The organism is Pseudomonas sp. SGAir0191, assembly GCF_002812565.2.
GTDB classification, from domain to species: Bacteria; Pseudomonadota; Gammaproteobacteria; order Pseudomonadales; family Pseudomonadaceae; genus Aquipseudomonas; species Aquipseudomonas parafulva_B.
The window spans coordinates 1,628,458-1,643,578 of record NZ_CP025035.2 but is presented as its reverse complement, the minus strand read 5'-3'; the positions used below and the strand labels follow the sequence as shown (position 1 = coordinate 1,643,578).

The 15,121-nt window shown below is 60.8% G+C and carries 13 protein-coding genes; 3 read left to right on the top strand and 10 right to left on the bottom strand.

Annotation, left to right across the window (positions count from 1 at the left end):
* Nucleotides 1–135 precede the first annotated feature (135 nt).
* Nucleotides 136–1,593: a D-alanyl-D-alanine carboxypeptidase/D-alanyl-D-alanine-endopeptidase gene (gene dacB / locus CWR53_RS07465; RefSeq protein WP_058604526.1), complete on the top strand. Its 1,458-nt coding sequence runs from the start codon at nucleotides 136–138 to the stop codon at nucleotides 1,591–1,593.
* A 42-nt stretch (nucleotides 1,594–1,635) separates the two neighbouring features.
* Here dacB and rlmKL read toward each other — a convergent pair whose 3' ends face one another.
* Nucleotides 1,636–3,828, bottom strand: coding sequence for a bifunctional 23S rRNA (guanine(2069)-N(7))-methyltransferase RlmK/23S rRNA (guanine(2445)-N(2))-methyltransferase RlmL (rlmKL, locus tag CWR53_RS07460; protein ID WP_058604525.1), 2,193 nt, complete (start codon nucleotides 3,826–3,828; stop codon nucleotides 1,636–1,638).
* Between the two features lie 558 nt (nucleotides 3,829–4,386).
* Between rlmKL and rmf the strand changes: the two genes are divergently transcribed.
* Nucleotides 4,387–4,602: a ribosome modulation factor gene (rmf, locus tag CWR53_RS07455; RefSeq protein WP_023533691.1), complete on the top strand. Its 216-nt coding sequence runs from the start codon at nucleotides 4,387–4,389 to the stop codon at nucleotides 4,600–4,602.
* 95 nt (nucleotides 4,603–4,697) lie between these two features.
* On the opposite strand, the gene CWR53_RS07450 is transcribed toward rmf, so the two are convergent.
* The 9 genes from CWR53_RS07450 to ppsA form a co-directional block, all read right to left on the bottom strand.
* Nucleotides 4,698–5,723 carry a quinone-dependent dihydroorotate dehydrogenase gene (locus tag CWR53_RS07450; protein WP_100851159.1) on the bottom strand — a complete coding sequence of 342 codons (1,026 nt, stop codon included), beginning with the start codon at nucleotides 5,721–5,723 and terminating at the stop codon, nucleotides 4,698–4,700.
* A 236-nt stretch (nucleotides 5,724–5,959) separates the two neighbouring features.
* A complete protein-coding gene (locus tag CWR53_RS07445; protein WP_023533705.1) occupies nucleotides 5,960–6,997 on the bottom strand; it encodes an OmpA family protein in 1,038 nt (345 codons plus the stop codon).
* Nucleotides 6,998–7,107: 110 nt separating this feature from the next.
* A complete protein-coding gene (sigX, locus tag CWR53_RS07440) occupies nucleotides 7,108–7,674 on the bottom strand; it encodes an RNA polymerase sigma factor SigX (protein WP_023533721.1) in 567 nt (188 codons plus the stop codon).
* 119 nt (nucleotides 7,675–7,793) lie between these two features.
* The gene (locus CWR53_RS07435; RefSeq protein WP_027916543.1) at nucleotides 7,794–8,618 is read right to left on the bottom strand and encodes a mechanosensitive ion channel domain-containing protein; all 825 of its coding nucleotides are present in this window, start codon (nucleotides 8,616–8,618) and stop codon (nucleotides 7,794–7,796) included.
* A gap of 2 nt (nucleotides 8,619–8,620) precedes the next feature.
* Nucleotides 8,621–8,893: a hypothetical protein gene (locus CWR53_RS07430; protein ID WP_023533663.1), complete on the bottom strand. Its 273-nt coding sequence runs from the start codon at nucleotides 8,891–8,893 to the stop codon at nucleotides 8,621–8,623.
* Nucleotides 8,894–8,980: 87 nt separating this feature from the next.
* Nucleotides 8,981–9,976 carry a zinc transporter ZntB gene (locus tag CWR53_RS07425; RefSeq protein ID WP_100851158.1) on the bottom strand — a complete coding sequence of 332 codons (996 nt, stop codon included), beginning with the start codon at nucleotides 9,974–9,976 and terminating at the stop codon, nucleotides 8,981–8,983.
* A 27-nt stretch (nucleotides 9,977–10,003) separates the two neighbouring features.
* Entirely contained in the window at nucleotides 10,004–10,495 is a 492-nt protein-coding gene (gene rraA, locus CWR53_RS07420) for a ribonuclease E activity regulator RraA (RefSeq protein ID WP_100851157.1), read from the bottom strand.
* 95 nt (nucleotides 10,496–10,590) lie between these two features.
* On the bottom strand, nucleotides 10,591–11,583 hold the full coding sequence (locus CWR53_RS07415; RefSeq protein ID WP_258313217.1) for an alpha/beta hydrolase: 993 nt from the start codon (nucleotides 11,581–11,583) through the stop codon (nucleotides 10,591–10,593).
* Nucleotides 11,584–11,686: 103 nt separating this feature from the next.
* Nucleotides 11,687–14,062: a phosphoenolpyruvate synthase gene (ppsA, locus tag CWR53_RS07410; RefSeq protein WP_100851155.1), complete on the bottom strand. Its 2,376-nt coding sequence runs from the start codon at nucleotides 14,060–14,062 to the stop codon at nucleotides 11,687–11,689.
* A gap of 177 nt (nucleotides 14,063–14,239) precedes the next feature.
* Here ppsA and CWR53_RS07405 point away from each other — a divergent pair, with 177 nt between their 5' ends.
* The gene (locus CWR53_RS07405) at nucleotides 14,240–15,058 is read left to right on the top strand and encodes a pyruvate, water dikinase regulatory protein (protein WP_027916539.1); all 819 of its coding nucleotides are present in this window, start codon (nucleotides 14,240–14,242) and stop codon (nucleotides 15,056–15,058) included.
* Nucleotides 15,059–15,121 lie beyond the last annotated feature (63 nt).

Below are 15,121 nucleotides of genomic sequence, written 5' to 3'. Positions count from 1 at the left end.
GATGTGAAACCCATGTGCATCGAACTGGCGCAACCCCGGGGGGCTTGGGGCATAATGCGTGTGCATTCGTTCTGGGGCCATCATTCCTCTACAGCCCCAATGCCCTTTCTCCTCTTTGCAGGGTATCCGTTGATCATGATCAAAACGCTCCGCCCCATCCTACTCGCCGGCCTGTTGCTGCCTTTGGCCCTGACCAGCCAGGCCGCTGCGGTCAATACAAGCCTTCCACCCAAGGTGCAGCAGGCACTCAAGGCCAATAAGCTACAAGACACGGCATTGTCATTGGTGATGCTGCCCTTGGATGGCCCCGGCACAGCCACGGTGTTCAACGCCGACGTGTCCGTGAACCCTGCCTCGACCATGAAGTTGGTCACCACCTATGCTGCCCTGGAGCTGCTGGGGCCGACCTACCAGTGGAAAACCGAGTTCTTCACCGACGGCACGCTCAGCAACGGTGTACTCAACGGCAACCTCTATCTCAAAGGTGGAGGCGATCCGAAGCTGAACATGGAAAAGCTGTGGTTGCTGATGCGTGACCTGCGCGCCAACGGTGTGCGCACCATTACAGGTGACCTGGTGCTTGACCGCAGCCATTTCGTGCAGCCCAACCTGCCGCAATTCAATGACGACGGAGGTGACCAGAACAAGCCGTTCCTGGTGAAGCCTGACGCATTGCTGGTCAATCTCAAGGCCTTGCGCTTCGTGGCTCGCAACGATGGGGGCAGGGTCAGCGTTGCCGTGGAGCCGCCGATTGCCAGCATTCGCATCGACAACCAGGTCAAGGCTGTCAACAGCAAGAATTGCGCAGGCGACGTACGCTACAACCCCGTGCCACAGCCGGACGGCATCACCGTGACTGTCAGTGGTCAACTGGGCGATGGCTGCAACTCCCAGACCTACCTCTCGCTGCTCGATCACCCGACCTATGCCGCCGGTGCGGTACGTGCCATCTGGAGCGAGCTGGGGGGTACCATCCAAGGTGCCGATCGCATCGAAAACGTGCCCAAAAGCGCCCGGTTGCTTGCGCGTGCATTCTCACCGGACTTGGTTGAAATCATCCGTGACATCAACAAGTACAGCAACAACACCATGGCTCAGCAGCTGTTCCTGAGCCTGGGTGCCCAGTTCCGGACCGATGCCGATGGCGATGACGCCCGTGCCGCGCAGCGTGTCGTGCGCCAGTGGCTGGCCAAGAAAGGCATCACTGCACCGCATCTGGTGATGGAAAACGGCTCAGGCCTATCCCGGGCCGAGCGCGTGAGCACTCGTGAGATGGCAGCCATGCTGCAAGCGGCCTGGAAAAGCCCTTACGCTGCCGAGTTCATGAGCTCGCTGCCGCTGGTGGGTATGGATGGCACCATGCGCAAACGGCTCAAGCGTACCGCCATGACCGGTGAGGGCCACATCAAGACCGGTACGCTCAACACCGTACGCGCAATCGCTGGTTTCAGCCGTGACAGCAACGGCCATACCTGGGCAGTGGCCGCCATCCTCAACGACCCCAAACCGTGGGGCGCCTCTCAAGTGCTTGACCAGGTGCTGCTGGACCTCTACCGCCAGCCCAGCGCAGGCGCCAGTACAGCCGCCAAGTGACCTGCATGGCCTGTGCCCCGCAAGGGCACAGGCAACGGCGCATCAACGCAACTGCAGCTTCCAGGCACGGTGGATGCGGTTGTTGCGGGCGAAGTCCGGGTCAAGCGTCTGGGCGGTGATTTCTTCCACGGCGTAACGAGCAGACAGGTGCTCGTCGAGCTGGAACTTGCGGAAGTTGTTGGAAAAATACAGCACGCCACCTGGGGCCAGACGCGCCATCGCCAAGTCCAGCAACTGAACGTGGTCGCGCTGGACGTCGAACACACCTTCCATGCGCTTGGAGTTGGAGAACGTGGGCGGGTCGATGAAGATCAGGTCGTAGCTTTCACGTTCGGCCTCCAACCACGCCATGACATCGCCCTGCTCCAGACGATTGCGCTCTGAAAAGCCGTTGAGCGCCAAGTTGCGCCGCGCCCAGTCCAGATAGGTTTTCGACAAGTCGACACTGGTGGTGCTGCGCGCCCCGCCTTTGGCGGCATGTACAGTCGCCGTCGCGGTATAGCAGAACAAGTTCAGGAAACGCTTGCCGGCCGCCTCACGCTGAATGCGTACGCGCATCGGCCGATGGTCCAGAAACAGGCCGGTATCGAGGTAGTCGGTAAGATTGACCAGCAGCTTGACCCCAGCTTCCGACACTTCCTGAAAACGACCTTCCGTGCCCTGGCGCTCGTACTGGCGGGTTCCGCTTTGACGCTCCCGGCGCTTGAGCACTACGCGTTGAGGCGAAATACCAAGGGCCTGGGGGATGGCCGCCAGCGCGTCGAGCAGACGACCCTGTGCCTTGTCGGGGTCGATCGAACGCGGTGCCGCGTATTCCTGCACGTGCACCCAGTCCTGATACACGTCTACAGCCAGGGCGTATTCGGGCATATCCGCATCGTACAGACGGTAACAGCTGACCTGTTCGCGGCGAGCCCACTTGCCCAGTTGCCGAAGGTTTTTCTGCAGGCGGTTAGCGAACATCTGCGCACCCTCGGACAGGCGTGCAGGCTCGCTGGCCAATGGCGCCGGCTCGTGTGCTTGCGGTGCTTGCGCCTGTTCGGTCCGGCGCTCGCCGGTGACGAACTGGTCCGGCTGGACCTTGAACAACAGCAGTTTGCAGGGCAGTGCACCGTTCCAGAATGCGTACTGCTTGTGGCTACGCAGACCCATGCGCTTGCCCAGCTGCGCAGCGCCGGTAAAGACGGCAGCTTCCCAACCCATGCATGCCTGACGCAGGCGTTCGCCAAGGTTCTGGTAAAGGTAAAGCAGGCTGGCTTCGTCACCCAGACGCTCCCCGTAGGGTGGGTTGCTGATGACCAAGCCTTTCTGGTTCTGGTCCGGGCGCGGCTCGAATGTGCTCACTTCGCCTTGATAGATCTTCACCCAATCGCTCAGGCCTGCACGCTCGACGTTGTTGCGCCCTGGCTGAATCAAGCGAGGATCGGCTTCATAGCCGCGGATCCACAACGCAGGTTTGGCCAGGCCAGCTTCGGCGCGCGCCTGCGCCTGTTCATGCACCTTGCGCCAGAGCGCGGGCACATGGCCCAGCCACGCCGTGAACCCCCAACGCTCACGCTTGAGGTTGGGAGCGATGTCCGCGGCGATCATGGCCGCCTCGACCAGGAAGGTGCCGACACCACACATGGGGTCGGCCAGTGCGCCGCCCTGGGCCGCGATGCGTGGCCAGCCGGAGCGAATCAACACCGCGGCGGCGAGGTTTTCCTTGAGCGGTGCTGCACCTTGCTGCAGGCGATAACCCCGCTGATGCAGACTATGGCCGGAAAGGTCCAGCGACAGGATCGCTTCGCCCCGGTCAAGGCGCAGGTGGACGCGCACATCCGGGTCGATCTTCTCCACCGACGGGCGTAGCCCGTCACGGTTGCGCAGTTTGTCGACAATGGCATCCTTGACCTTGAGGGCGCCGAAATGGGTATTGTCGATCCCCGACCCATGACCGCTGAACTCAACTGCCAGGGTACCGTCAGCGGCCAGGTGATCAGCCCACTCCACGGCGTTGACACCGTCATACAGGTCGTCGGCGTTTTTCATGGAAAAACGCTTGAGTACCAGCAATACGCGGTTTGCCAACCGAGACCACAGGCACAAGCGGTAGGCTGTCTCCATGTCGGCAGCCCCGCGGATGGCCGAGGTGTGTTCACGGACCTCGTCCAGACCCAGGCTGCGGGCCTCTTCTGCAAGCAGGCTTTCAAGGCCTTTGGGACAAGTGAGGTAGAGTTCGAAACGGTCCGACATGAGTTATCCAGCACATTAGGGCTATTAGACTGGCGCTGCGACGCATCGCAACGCCCTGTTTACCTGCACGCCTTTTCAACAGGTGTGCAAGTGGCCATCTGCCCCTTGCGGAGGCGCAATGACCGGGCCGCCCGACTTACCCATCTCTGCCTGACGGCACAGACAGCTTAGATCATCGAGCAGTACATAAAATTCTTGCGAAGCCGGGGCCGATGTGACCCTTCGTCGCATTTCGAGCTATTTCAAACGCTTCGCAAGGGCGATGGCAAAATGGCGCCAAACTTCGACGAACCCTTGATTCTGCGGGCTTACAGCGGGAATAAGGATGAGTCGCATTTATTTACTTATCCCCTGACCCTCGGAAAGGTTACGTGCTTATGACAAATCGATCATTCCCACCGTAACCCGCATTGGTTAGAACTGAACACAGGCCGCATCGCAACGAAGCGGCACTTCAGGCTCGCGACGCCGGCAGCGAGCCCACACCGGCAGAACGATTCTGCCCGGCCTCCAGGAGGCCGACGGGACATTACAGTCAACAAGTGAGGGCAACACCCTATGAGAAGACTTAAGCGTGATCCGTTGGAAAGAGCATTTTCACGTGGCTACCAATATGGAGTCACCGGCAAATCCCGGGAGCTTTGCCCCTTTACCCTGCCATCTGTTCGTCAAGCCTGGATCAACGGCTGGCGGGAGGGCCGTGGTGACAACTGGGACGGTATGACTGGCACCGCCGGTATCCACAGGCTCAACGAAAATCACGCCGTAGGCTGATAGAGGACATTCATCCGATTTACCAGGCACGCCCCACCAGGGCGGCGGGCTGAGGCCCAAGGGCCCCATCAAGGGGCCCTTTTTTATGGGCGGGCTTACCGCTTGGGCATGGCGGCGATGGCGTCCACGGCTTCACGAATGAGTGCCGGCCCTTTGTAGATGAAGCCTGAGTAAATCTGCACCAGGCTCGCACCTGCGGCGATTTTTTCCGCCGCATGCTTTCCTTCCGTGATGCCCCCAGCTGCGATGATCGGCAGCTTGCCGCCCATTTCACCGGCCAATACCTGGACGATACGCGTGCTTTTCTGGCGCACTGGCGCACCTGAGAGTCCGCCCGCTTCACCGCCATAAGGCAGCGCCTCCACGCCCTCACGCCCGAGCGTGGTATTGGTCGCGATGACCGCGTCCATGCCTGAATCCACAAGCGCAGCGGCTACCAGTGCCGTTTCTTCATCGCTCATGTCAGGGGCAATCTTGATGGCCAAGGGAACGTGCCGGCCATGACGCACGCTCAGCTGCGCCCGCCGCTCTGCCAAGGCATCGAGCAATTGCTTGAGCGAATCTCCGAACTGCAGGCTGCGCAGCCCCGGTGTGTTTGGAGAGCTGACATTGACCGTGACATAGCTGGCCGCGCTGTAGACCTTGTCCAGGCAGATCAGGTAATCGTCCACCGCACGCTCGACGGGGGTATCGAAGTTCTTGCCGATATTGATACCCAGCACGCCCTTGTAACGGGCAGCGCTTACACGGCCCAGCAGATGATCAACACCCAGGTTATTGAAACCCATGCGGTTGATGATGGCAGTTGCCTCTGGCAAGCGGAACAGGCGCGGTTTGGGGTTGCCCGGTTGCGGGCGAGGCGTGACGGTGCCGATCTCGACGAACCCGAAACCCAGCTGGGCGAAGCCGTCAATGGCCGTACCGTTCTTGTCCAGGCCGGCCGCCAGGCCTACCGGATTTGCAAAATCAAGGCCCATGACCTTGACCGGCAATGAGGCCGGGCGCTTGCACAGCTTGCCGTTCACGCCAAGTCGGCCGCCGGCACCGATCAGGTCCAACGACAGATCATGAGAAGTTTCCGGTGACAGTTTGAACAGCAGCTGGCGGGCCAGGTTATACATGGGCAGACAAGACTCGGGGTGAGTGAGGGGGCGATTATAGCCATCGCTGACGGGACAGGACAGCCCGATGTTGGCCTGCAGGTTTGCTGCAGGTGAACGTATAGACAAATGTGCAGCAGGCAAACGCTGCCTTGGTTGGGCCTTATACCAGTGCTTGCCTGCTAGACATCACATGCTGTCAGGCAGGCAAAGAAAAACCCGGCCGAGGCCGGGTTTTTCATGAAGCTTCAAACCAATTACTTGGCCTGGGCTTCTACCTGAGCTTCAACGCGACGGTTGATAGCACGGCCTTCTTCGGTGGCGTTGTCGGCAACCGGACGGGTTTCGCCGTAGCCAACCGAGTCAACACGGCTGGATTCTACGCCGTACTGCTGGGTCAGAACCTGCTTGACAGCGTTAGCACGACGCTCGGACAGCTTCTGGTTGTAAGCGTCTGGACCTACGGAGTCAGTGTGACCTTCAACCACGGTGGTGGTCTGTGGGTACTGCTTCATGAAGTCAGCCAGGTTCTTGATGTCGCCGTAGCTGTTTGGCTTAACGACCGACTTGTCGAAGTCGAACTTGACGTCCAGCTCAACGCGAACGACTTCGGCAACAGCCGGGCAGCCGTCGGCGTCAACAGTGACGTTAGCCGGGGTGTCTGGGCACTTGTCGACGTTGTCGCAAACGCCGTCGTTGTCGGAGTCGGAGCAGACTTCAGCAACTGGAGCAGGTGCAGGAGCAGCCTGGTTCTTCGGGCTACCGCCGAAGTTCAGACCAACACCAACGCTTGGAGCCCACTCGGTGTCGCCTTGGTCGATGTTGTACTGAGCTTCAACGCCGGCACGGGCGTAGAACATGTCAGTGATGTACCACTTGGCGCCAGCGCCAACGTTGGCGAAGGTGGAGTGGTTACGACCACCGCGGCCGGTCTGGCCGATCGACTGGTGCGAGAAACCAGCGGAAACGTACGGACGGATGGCGTCGTACGGGTTGTTGAAGTGGTAAACGGCGTCCAGGGCAGTGTTGGAGCCCTTGATGTTCTTGCCGTCGTCGCCACGAGCGTTGTGGACTTCGTCGTAGCCCAGACGCAGTTCAACGTCGTCGGTCAGGAAGTAACCGATGGAGCCGCCGAACAGGTTACCGTCGTTTTTGAAGTCGCGCTGGCTGTCGAAGAATTCTTTCTTGTAGAAGATTTCAGTTTCGACGGCGCCTTGGCCTTGTGCCATAGCGCCAATCGAGGTGGCGGCTACGAGCGAACCAATGGCCAAGCCCAAGGTGTTTTTCAGTTTCATCCGTTAAATCCCCATCTGGTGATAGTTAAGCAGTCCCACCAAAACCGGGGGGACAACTCGTCGGCGAGTCTAGCAGAACTCGCCGGTTCGTTAGAGATATTTGCTGGTCGTTAAGTTTCATCGAGACCGGCAAATTTCTCCCGAAGCTTGTCAAGCGCACGCTTGTAACGCATTTTCGTCGCGCTGAGCCCCATGTGCATGATGTCCGCGATCTCCTGAAACTCCAGTTCGGCGACGAATCGCAGCACCAGGATTTCCCGATCGATCGGGTTCACATGGACCAGCCACTTGTCCAGCCCGCCCTTTTCTTCGGCCTTGGGTGCCTTGTCCTCGGACGCCTCTTCGACGGGGTCCAGGCTCAGGGCATCCATCAACCTGCGCTTGCGGCGCTCCTTGCGGTACTGGGTGATGCATTCATTGTAGGTGATGCTGTAAAGCCAGGTCTTGAATTTGGATTTTCCCTCGAAATTCTTCAGGCCATAGAGCACTTTCAACATCACTTCCTGACAGACATCGTCCGCGTCCCGGTCGTTCCCCAAATAACGTGCACACACGTTGAACAGGGTTCGCTGGTAGCGACGCATGAGCTCTTCATACGCGCGAGTGACGTGGTACAGCTCCTCATGCGAGCGCGCCACCAACTCTTCGTCGGTGAGTTCGCGGGGGTCGTAGCGCATGGGCGGCGTGGGAACTTTATTCAAAACGGATCTGGCCGACAGTCAGGTCAATGTCGCCGCAAGCGCCCCCGGGGGGGGGGCCGGTTTTTGCGGCGACATACATTAACAGCTTTGTTCGGTCAGCGGCTATTGACCCGCTGCTCGAGCAATTCCCGGTTGGACAGGGAAACCAGCTCGTCATCGTCGGTGAGGATCACCGTCTTGACCGTGCCAATCTCCTCGATATGCCCTTCGACCTCGCCAATGCGCACCTGCTGGCCCACCTGGAACAACTCGCGGACATAAATGCCGGCCAGGATCTGACCAGCGATTTCGCGGCTACCCAGGCCCATGGCCAGCGCAACGGCCAGACCAACGGTAATCAGGCCGATGACGATCACATGGTTGAGCAGGTCAGTCTTGACCTCCAGCTGGCTGATAGCCACTGAAATGCTGATGATGATCACCAGGCCCTGAACGATGCGCCCAAGCCCTGCGGCGTACTCAAGCCCTACGCCTTCGGCGGCGCCGCGCACCAGGCCGTTGGCCACCTGCGCCAGAAGAACGCCCGCGAGCAATATCAACGCGGCACCGAATACCTTGGGCAGATACAAGGCCAGCATGTCGAGCGTGGCGGAGACGCGCTCCAGGCCCAGCGACTCGGCGGCCGACACCAGGAAGATCAGCAGCACAAACCAGTAGACGATCTTGCCAATCAGCGTAGAAATCGGTACCTGAATGCCAACCCGGCCCAGCATCTTAGTCAGACCCGTACCAGCCATCAGGCGATCGAGGCCAAGCTTGGCCAGCAGTTTGGAGAGCAAGGTATCGAGCAGTTTGGCTACCACGAAGCCCAGCAGCACCACGACCAACGCGCCGAACAGGTTGGGGATGAAGTTCGCCACCTTGGTCCATAGGGCGGTCATGGCGGTGACCAGGCTCTGGGTCCAGAGATCGAGTTCCATATTCAGTCGGCCTTATCAGCTTTGCTGCCAGCGGCAGCGTTGCGGGAAGAATGTCTACGCACCGGCGCGACGTGCGCCGAGCCATTGTTGATGGCGATCATCAGCGCCTGGCTCCAACGGCCAAGCAAGCTGAACAGATCACCGGCGCCAACCTGGCGGTTGGCGGTCTTGAGCACGCGACCCAGGCAGGCGGCATCATCCTGGTCATGGCGGTCATTGCCGGACGGGGATGCCTTGAGCAGGTCACGCAGGGATTGTTCAAACGGATCGTGCATGGGCACCTCGCGTAGTATCAGCAAGAGACGAGACGGCTTGGCGACGGGTCACACCTTGCGTCGACCAGGCCGCCGCCGCGCTGGTGGCTATACCCACTGCAAGCGCCGGAACAACCACCACTGCCCTGCTGCCAGCCCCACTACCACCAGGCACGCCAGGAGAAACCCATAAGGGTTCTGCGCCCCAGGAATGCCACCCACGTTGATGCCCAGTAGCCCGGTGATGAAGCTCATTGGCAAAAAGATGCAGGTGATGATGCCGAACCGGTACATGGTGCGGTTCATGCGTTCGCTGCGGCGGCGGTCTTCGCTCTCGAGCACCAGTGCCGCACGTTCGCGGGTGAGTTCGAGCTCCTCGAGGTAGCGGATCAGGCTGTTGTTCAGCTCGTTCCAGTAATCGGCGTCGACCTCGGCAAACCAGCTCCACTTGCTGCGTGAAAGATGTGCATAGATGTCGCGCTGCGGGGCCAAAAAGCGTCGCAGCCCGGCCGCGCGGCGGCGGATCTGCTGCAAGCTGCCCTGGTCAGGTAGGTGGCGCTCGTCAGCCTCTACCTTTTCTTCCTCGAGGTCGACCAGCTCGGACAGGTCGCTGACCAAACCCTGGACTTTCTCGGTTAGCAGCTCGCCCATCAGCAACAGCAGCTCGGAAGCGGTCTTGGGCCCCCTGCCCTGCTCCAGCTGCAGCAGGATTTCGTCGCTGGCCCTCAGCGGGCGCAAGCGCAGGGAAATCACGCGCTGGGCCTGGGCGAAGATGCGTACCGAAACCATGTCTTCAGGCTCGGCGCCAGGGTTGAGGTTGACCCCGCGCAAAAAGAGCAGCAATTGCTCGTCGGCCATCGGCAGCAAGCGCGGCCGCGTGTTCTCTTCAAGCAACAGCTCACAGGCGAATTCACTGAGGCCACTTTCGCTCAGCAGCCAAGACCGGGTTTGGGGATGACTGCGATCCCAGTGCAACCAGAGGCTTTGCTCTGGCTGCAGTTGCAAGTCGCCCAGCTCGGTACGGGCGATGGCGCGTGCCCCGCCCTTGCCGTCGAGCACCAGGGCATGCACCAGCCCCCACTGCGCGTTGTCTTCCTCGAACATCAAAGCTCCATCAGCGCCTGCGGCGCGTCACTCCGGCATCTGCAGCGGGCTTGGCGAGACCAGTACGCCGTTGTTGTCGGCGTAGACGTATTCACCGGGCCTGAAAGTAACGCCCGCGAAATTCACCACGACGTTGAGGTCGCCAATGCCACGCTTGTCGGTCTTGAGCGGGTGACTGGCCAGTGCCTGCACACCTACGTTGGTCTGGATCAGTGCATCGACGTCGCGTACGCAGCCGTAGATCACCAAGCCTTCCCAGCCGTTTTTAGCCGCTTTCTCGGCGAGCATGTCGCCCAACAGGGCGCGACGCAGCGAACCGCCGCCGTCGACCACCAACACCTTGCCCCGGCCATTGAGCTCGACCTGCTCACGCACGAGCGAGTTGTCCTCGAAGCACTTGATGGTGACGATCTGGCCGCCGAACGAATCACGGCCACCAAAGTTGCTGAACATCGGCTCCAGCACCTGCACGAGGTCCGGGTAGGCGTCACACAGGTCGGGCGTTACGTAATGCTGCATAGCAAGCTCCTGTCAGTCACAACGAAAGCGATTGTGGGCCAAGGCTACACCTTGGAGCACACCGCAGTCACCCGAGACCGCTCGGTCAGCGCCTTTCATACCGCTGGCACAAGCGCCAAGACCTCGATGGAGGCATGCACCGGCAACCCGGGCTCACGTAGCCAGCGTTCTACCAGCGGCCATACCTGCACGTGGGCAGCCTGGCTGGCCAGCATGTCCGCATGGCCAAAGGCATCGAAGCCCGCCGCAGGCCCAAGGCAGAGGAACTGCTTGCGTGCCCCCCCGAATTGCTCGAACAACATGCGGCAGGCCCACGGAGGGCTCTGCGGGTCGGCCGCGGCGGCCACGGCAAGCGTCGGCACGTCGACTTGCGCAAGGCCTGCCCACCAATCACCCTGCTTGTCGCCAAAACGCCCAAACAAGCCGTGCCAGCGCATGTGTTCAAAGGCAAGGCCGACGGGTTCATCCTCTGGGCCGCGCCCAAAGCGCGCGCCAGACAGGTGCCCCCAGCGGCGAAGCAGCCAGCGCACGCCCCACACCACCGGAGGCACTTTCAACGGCCAGTAACTGCGGCTTACCTGGGAACCGAACAGCGCCACGCCCGCTACATGCTGCGCAGCCAATGCGCCGCTACCCAGGGCGACCGCCAGCGTGGTGCCGCCCAACGAATGCCCTATCCACAGTGGCGCCCTGCCTGCTTTCTCATGCACGAAGGCACCGATGGCCGGCACGTCATCACGCGCATAGGCTGCCACCGTGTTCTGTGCCCAATCCCGATTGCGCGGCGACAGCCCGTGCCCACGCATCTCGGGAATCCACACATCGAAGCCGGCCCGGGCCAGGTAAGCCCCGAGGCCACCCCCCTTGGGTGAATACCAGAAACGCCGATTGGAAAAGCTGCCATGCAGCAGGATGACCGGGATACCCTGGGCGCTGCTCTGATCAGCCAGGCCCAGGCGAGTCACGGCCAGCTCCACGCTGGGGTCGGGACCCAGGCCGGCCTTGATGCGATAGACATCTTCACTGAGGTCGCCGCGGCGCTCGGCACTGAGCAAGGCGACGGGAAATAATGTACTGCTGCTTTGCATAGGTCGGTTGCTTGTCGCACAAAAAAGGGCGAAATCCATCGCTGGAACTCGCCCTGGAAAAAACCAGGCGAGGAGCGCCAGACGCCCCTCGCATTTTTCGGTATCAGGTCGCGCTTTGGCCTTCGGCCAGGTAGAACCAGGTTTCAAGCACCGAGTCCGGGTTCAGCGACACGCTGTCGATGCCCTGCTCCATCAGCCATTTGGCCAGGTCTGGGTGGTCCGAAGGGCCCTGACCGCAAATGCCGATGTACTTGCCGGCCTTGTTGCACGCTGCGATGGCGTTGGCCAGCAGCTTCTTGACCGCAGGATTTCGCTCATCGAACAGGTGGGCAATGATGCCCGAATCACGGTCCAGACCCAACGTCAGCTGAGTCAGGTCGTTCGACCCGATCGAGAAACCGTCGAAGTATTCGAGGAACTCGTCGGCCAGGATGGCGTTGGACGGCAGTTCGCACATCATGATGACGCGCAGACCGTTGTCGCCACGGGCCAGGCCGTTTTCAGCCAGCAGGTCGACGACTTGGCTGGCCTCACCGAGGGTGCGCACGAACGGCACCATGATTTCGACGTTGGTCAGGCCCATTTCATTACGCACGCGCTTGAGGGCGCGGCATTCGAGCTCGAAACAATCGCGGAACGCTTCGCTGATGTAGCGCGAGGCCCCACGGAAGCCCAGCATCGGGTTTTCTTCTTCCGGCTCGTACAGCTTGCCGCCGATCAGGTTGGCGTACTCATTGGACTTGAAGTCCGACAGGCGCACGATCACTTTCTTGGGATAGAACGCCGCTGCAAGGGTGCTGATGCCTTCGACCAGCTTCTCCACGTAGAAGCCGACTGGGTCGTCGTAGCCAGCGATGCGCTTGTCGACGCTGTCCTTCAGGTCGGCCGGCAGGCCGGCGTAGTTGAGCAAAGCCTTGGGGTGCACGCCAATCATGCGATTGATGATGAATTCCAGGCGCGCCAGGCCTACACCGGCGTTGGGCAATTGGGCGAAGTCGAAGGCGCGGTCCGGGTTGCCGACGTTCATCATGATCTTGAACGGCAGCTCGGGCATGGCGTCCACCGAGTTCTGCTTGATGTCGAAGCCCAGTTCACCCTCGAAGATGAAGCCTGTATCGCCTTCGGCGCAGGAGACGGTCACGCCCTGGCCATCCTTGAGAATCTGGGTAGCGTTGCCGCAACCGACAACCGCCGGGATACCCAGCTCACGAGCGATGATGGCCGCATGGCAGGTGCGCCCGCCGCGGTTGGTGACGATGGCGCTGGCACGCTTCATGACCGGCTCCCAGTCCGGGTCGGTCATGTCCGAGACCAGCACGTCGCCTGGCTGCACCTTGTCCATTTCGGACACGTCGTTGATCACGCGGACCTTGCCGGCGCCAATGCGCTGGCCGATGGCGCGGCCCTCGACCAGGACCGTGCCTTTTTCCTTGAGCAGGTAACGCTCCATGACGTTGGCGCTGGCGCGGCTCTTCACCGTTTCAGGGCGGGCCTGGACGATGTACAGCCTGCCATCGTCACCGTCCTTGGCCCACTCGATGTCCATCGGGCGCTGGTAATGCTGCTCGATGATCATCGCCTGCTTGGCCAGTTCGTTAACTTCCTCGTCGGTCAGGCAGAAGCGGGCACGCTCGGCGCGATCGACTTCGACCGTCTTGACCGAGCGACCGGCCTTGGCTTCTTCGCCATAGACCATCTTGATCGCCTTGCTGCCCAGGTTACGGCGCAGGATGGCGGGGCGGCCGGCTTGCAGGGTGTGCTTGTGCACGTAGAATTCATCGGGGTTGACTGCACCCTGGACCACGGTTTCACCCAGGCCGTAGGCACCGGTGATGAACACGACGTCACGGAAACCCGACTCGGTGTCGAGGGTGAACATGACGCCGGCAGTACCAGTTTCGGAGCGAACCATGCGCTGCACACCGGCCGACAGGGCGACCAGCTTGTGGTCGAAGCCCTGGTGCACACGGTAGGAGATGGCACGGTCGTTGAACAGCGAGGCGAACACTTCCTTCGCCGCACGGATCACGTTGTCCACGCCGCGGATGTTGAGGAAGGTTTCCTGCTGGCCGGCGAACGAGGCGTCCGGCAGGTCTTCGGCGGTGGCCGAAGAGCGCACGGCCACGGCCATATTGTCGTTGCCATTGGCCATTTCGGCGAAGGCGGTGCGGATCTCGGCGTCCAGACGCGCCGGGAACTCGGCTTCCTTCACCCACTGGCGAATCTGCGCGCCGGTCTTGGCCAGGGCGTTGACATCGTCCACGTCCAGGGCGTCGAGCGCCGCATGGATGCGGTCGTTGAGCCCACTTTGCTCGAGGAAATCACGATACGCCTGAGCCGTAGTGGCAAAGCCGCCCGGCACGGACACGCCGGCACCGGCAAGATTGCTGATCATCTCGCCCAGGGATGCGTTCTTGCCCCCCACATGCTCTACATCATGGACGCCGAGCTTTTCGAGGGAAACTACGTACTCTACCAAGGTGATCTCTCCACTAGCTGTATTGGAAAAGCTCAACGGCGCCCGCCTGTCTTCTTGACTGGGCCGGACGCATGTGGCCTGTACCTGGAAAATAAGTGAGAATGCCGACAGCCGCATTCGGCAAAGCGAACTTATCATAATCAAGAAACGTCATCATCACTAAGGCCCCGATCGCAAATGAAACGAACCGCGTTCTTCATCTCCGACGGCACCGGCATCACTGCCGAGACCCTGGGCCAGAGCCTGCTCGCGCAGTTCGAGAGCATTCCTTTCAGCAAATTCACCCGACCCTACATCGACTCCCCTGAAAAAGCGCGCAACATGGTCCAGCAGATCAATGCGGCCGCCGAGCGCGACGGCATGCGGCCGATCATCTTCGACACCATCGTCAATCAGGACATCCGCGAGATCTTGGCCACCTCCAATGGGTTCATGATCGACATCTTCTCCTCGTTCCTGTCACCGCTGGAGCAGGAGCTGACCGCCCATTCCTCGTATTCGGTGGGCAAATCCCACTCCATTGGTGGCAACTCCAACTACATGGAGCGCATCGAGGCGGTGAACTTCGCCCTGGACAACGATGACGGCGCCCGCACCCATTACTACGACAAGGCTGACCTGATCCTGGTGGGTGTGTCCCGTTGCGGCAAGACGCCGACGTGCCTGTACATGGCCATGCAGTTCGGCATCCGCGCGGCCAATTACCCGTTGACCGAGGACGACATGGAGCGCCTGCAACTGCCGGCGGTATTGAAAAAGCACCACAGCAAGCTGTTCGGCCTGACCATCGACCCCGACCGGCTGACCGCCATTCGCCACGAGCGCAAGCCCAATAGCCGTTATTCGAGCTTTGCCCAGTGCGAATTCGAGGTGCGAGAAGTCGAGAGCCTGTTCCGCCGTGAGAACATCCCAAACATCAATTCCACGCATTTTTCGGTGGAAGAGATCTCGGCCAAGATTCTGGTCGAGAAAGGTGTGGAGCGGCGTTTCAAATGACGCAGTAGTGGGTTTGCCTGATGATGCCGTGGGTTTTGAGCGCCAACATCGTGAACAGCACCC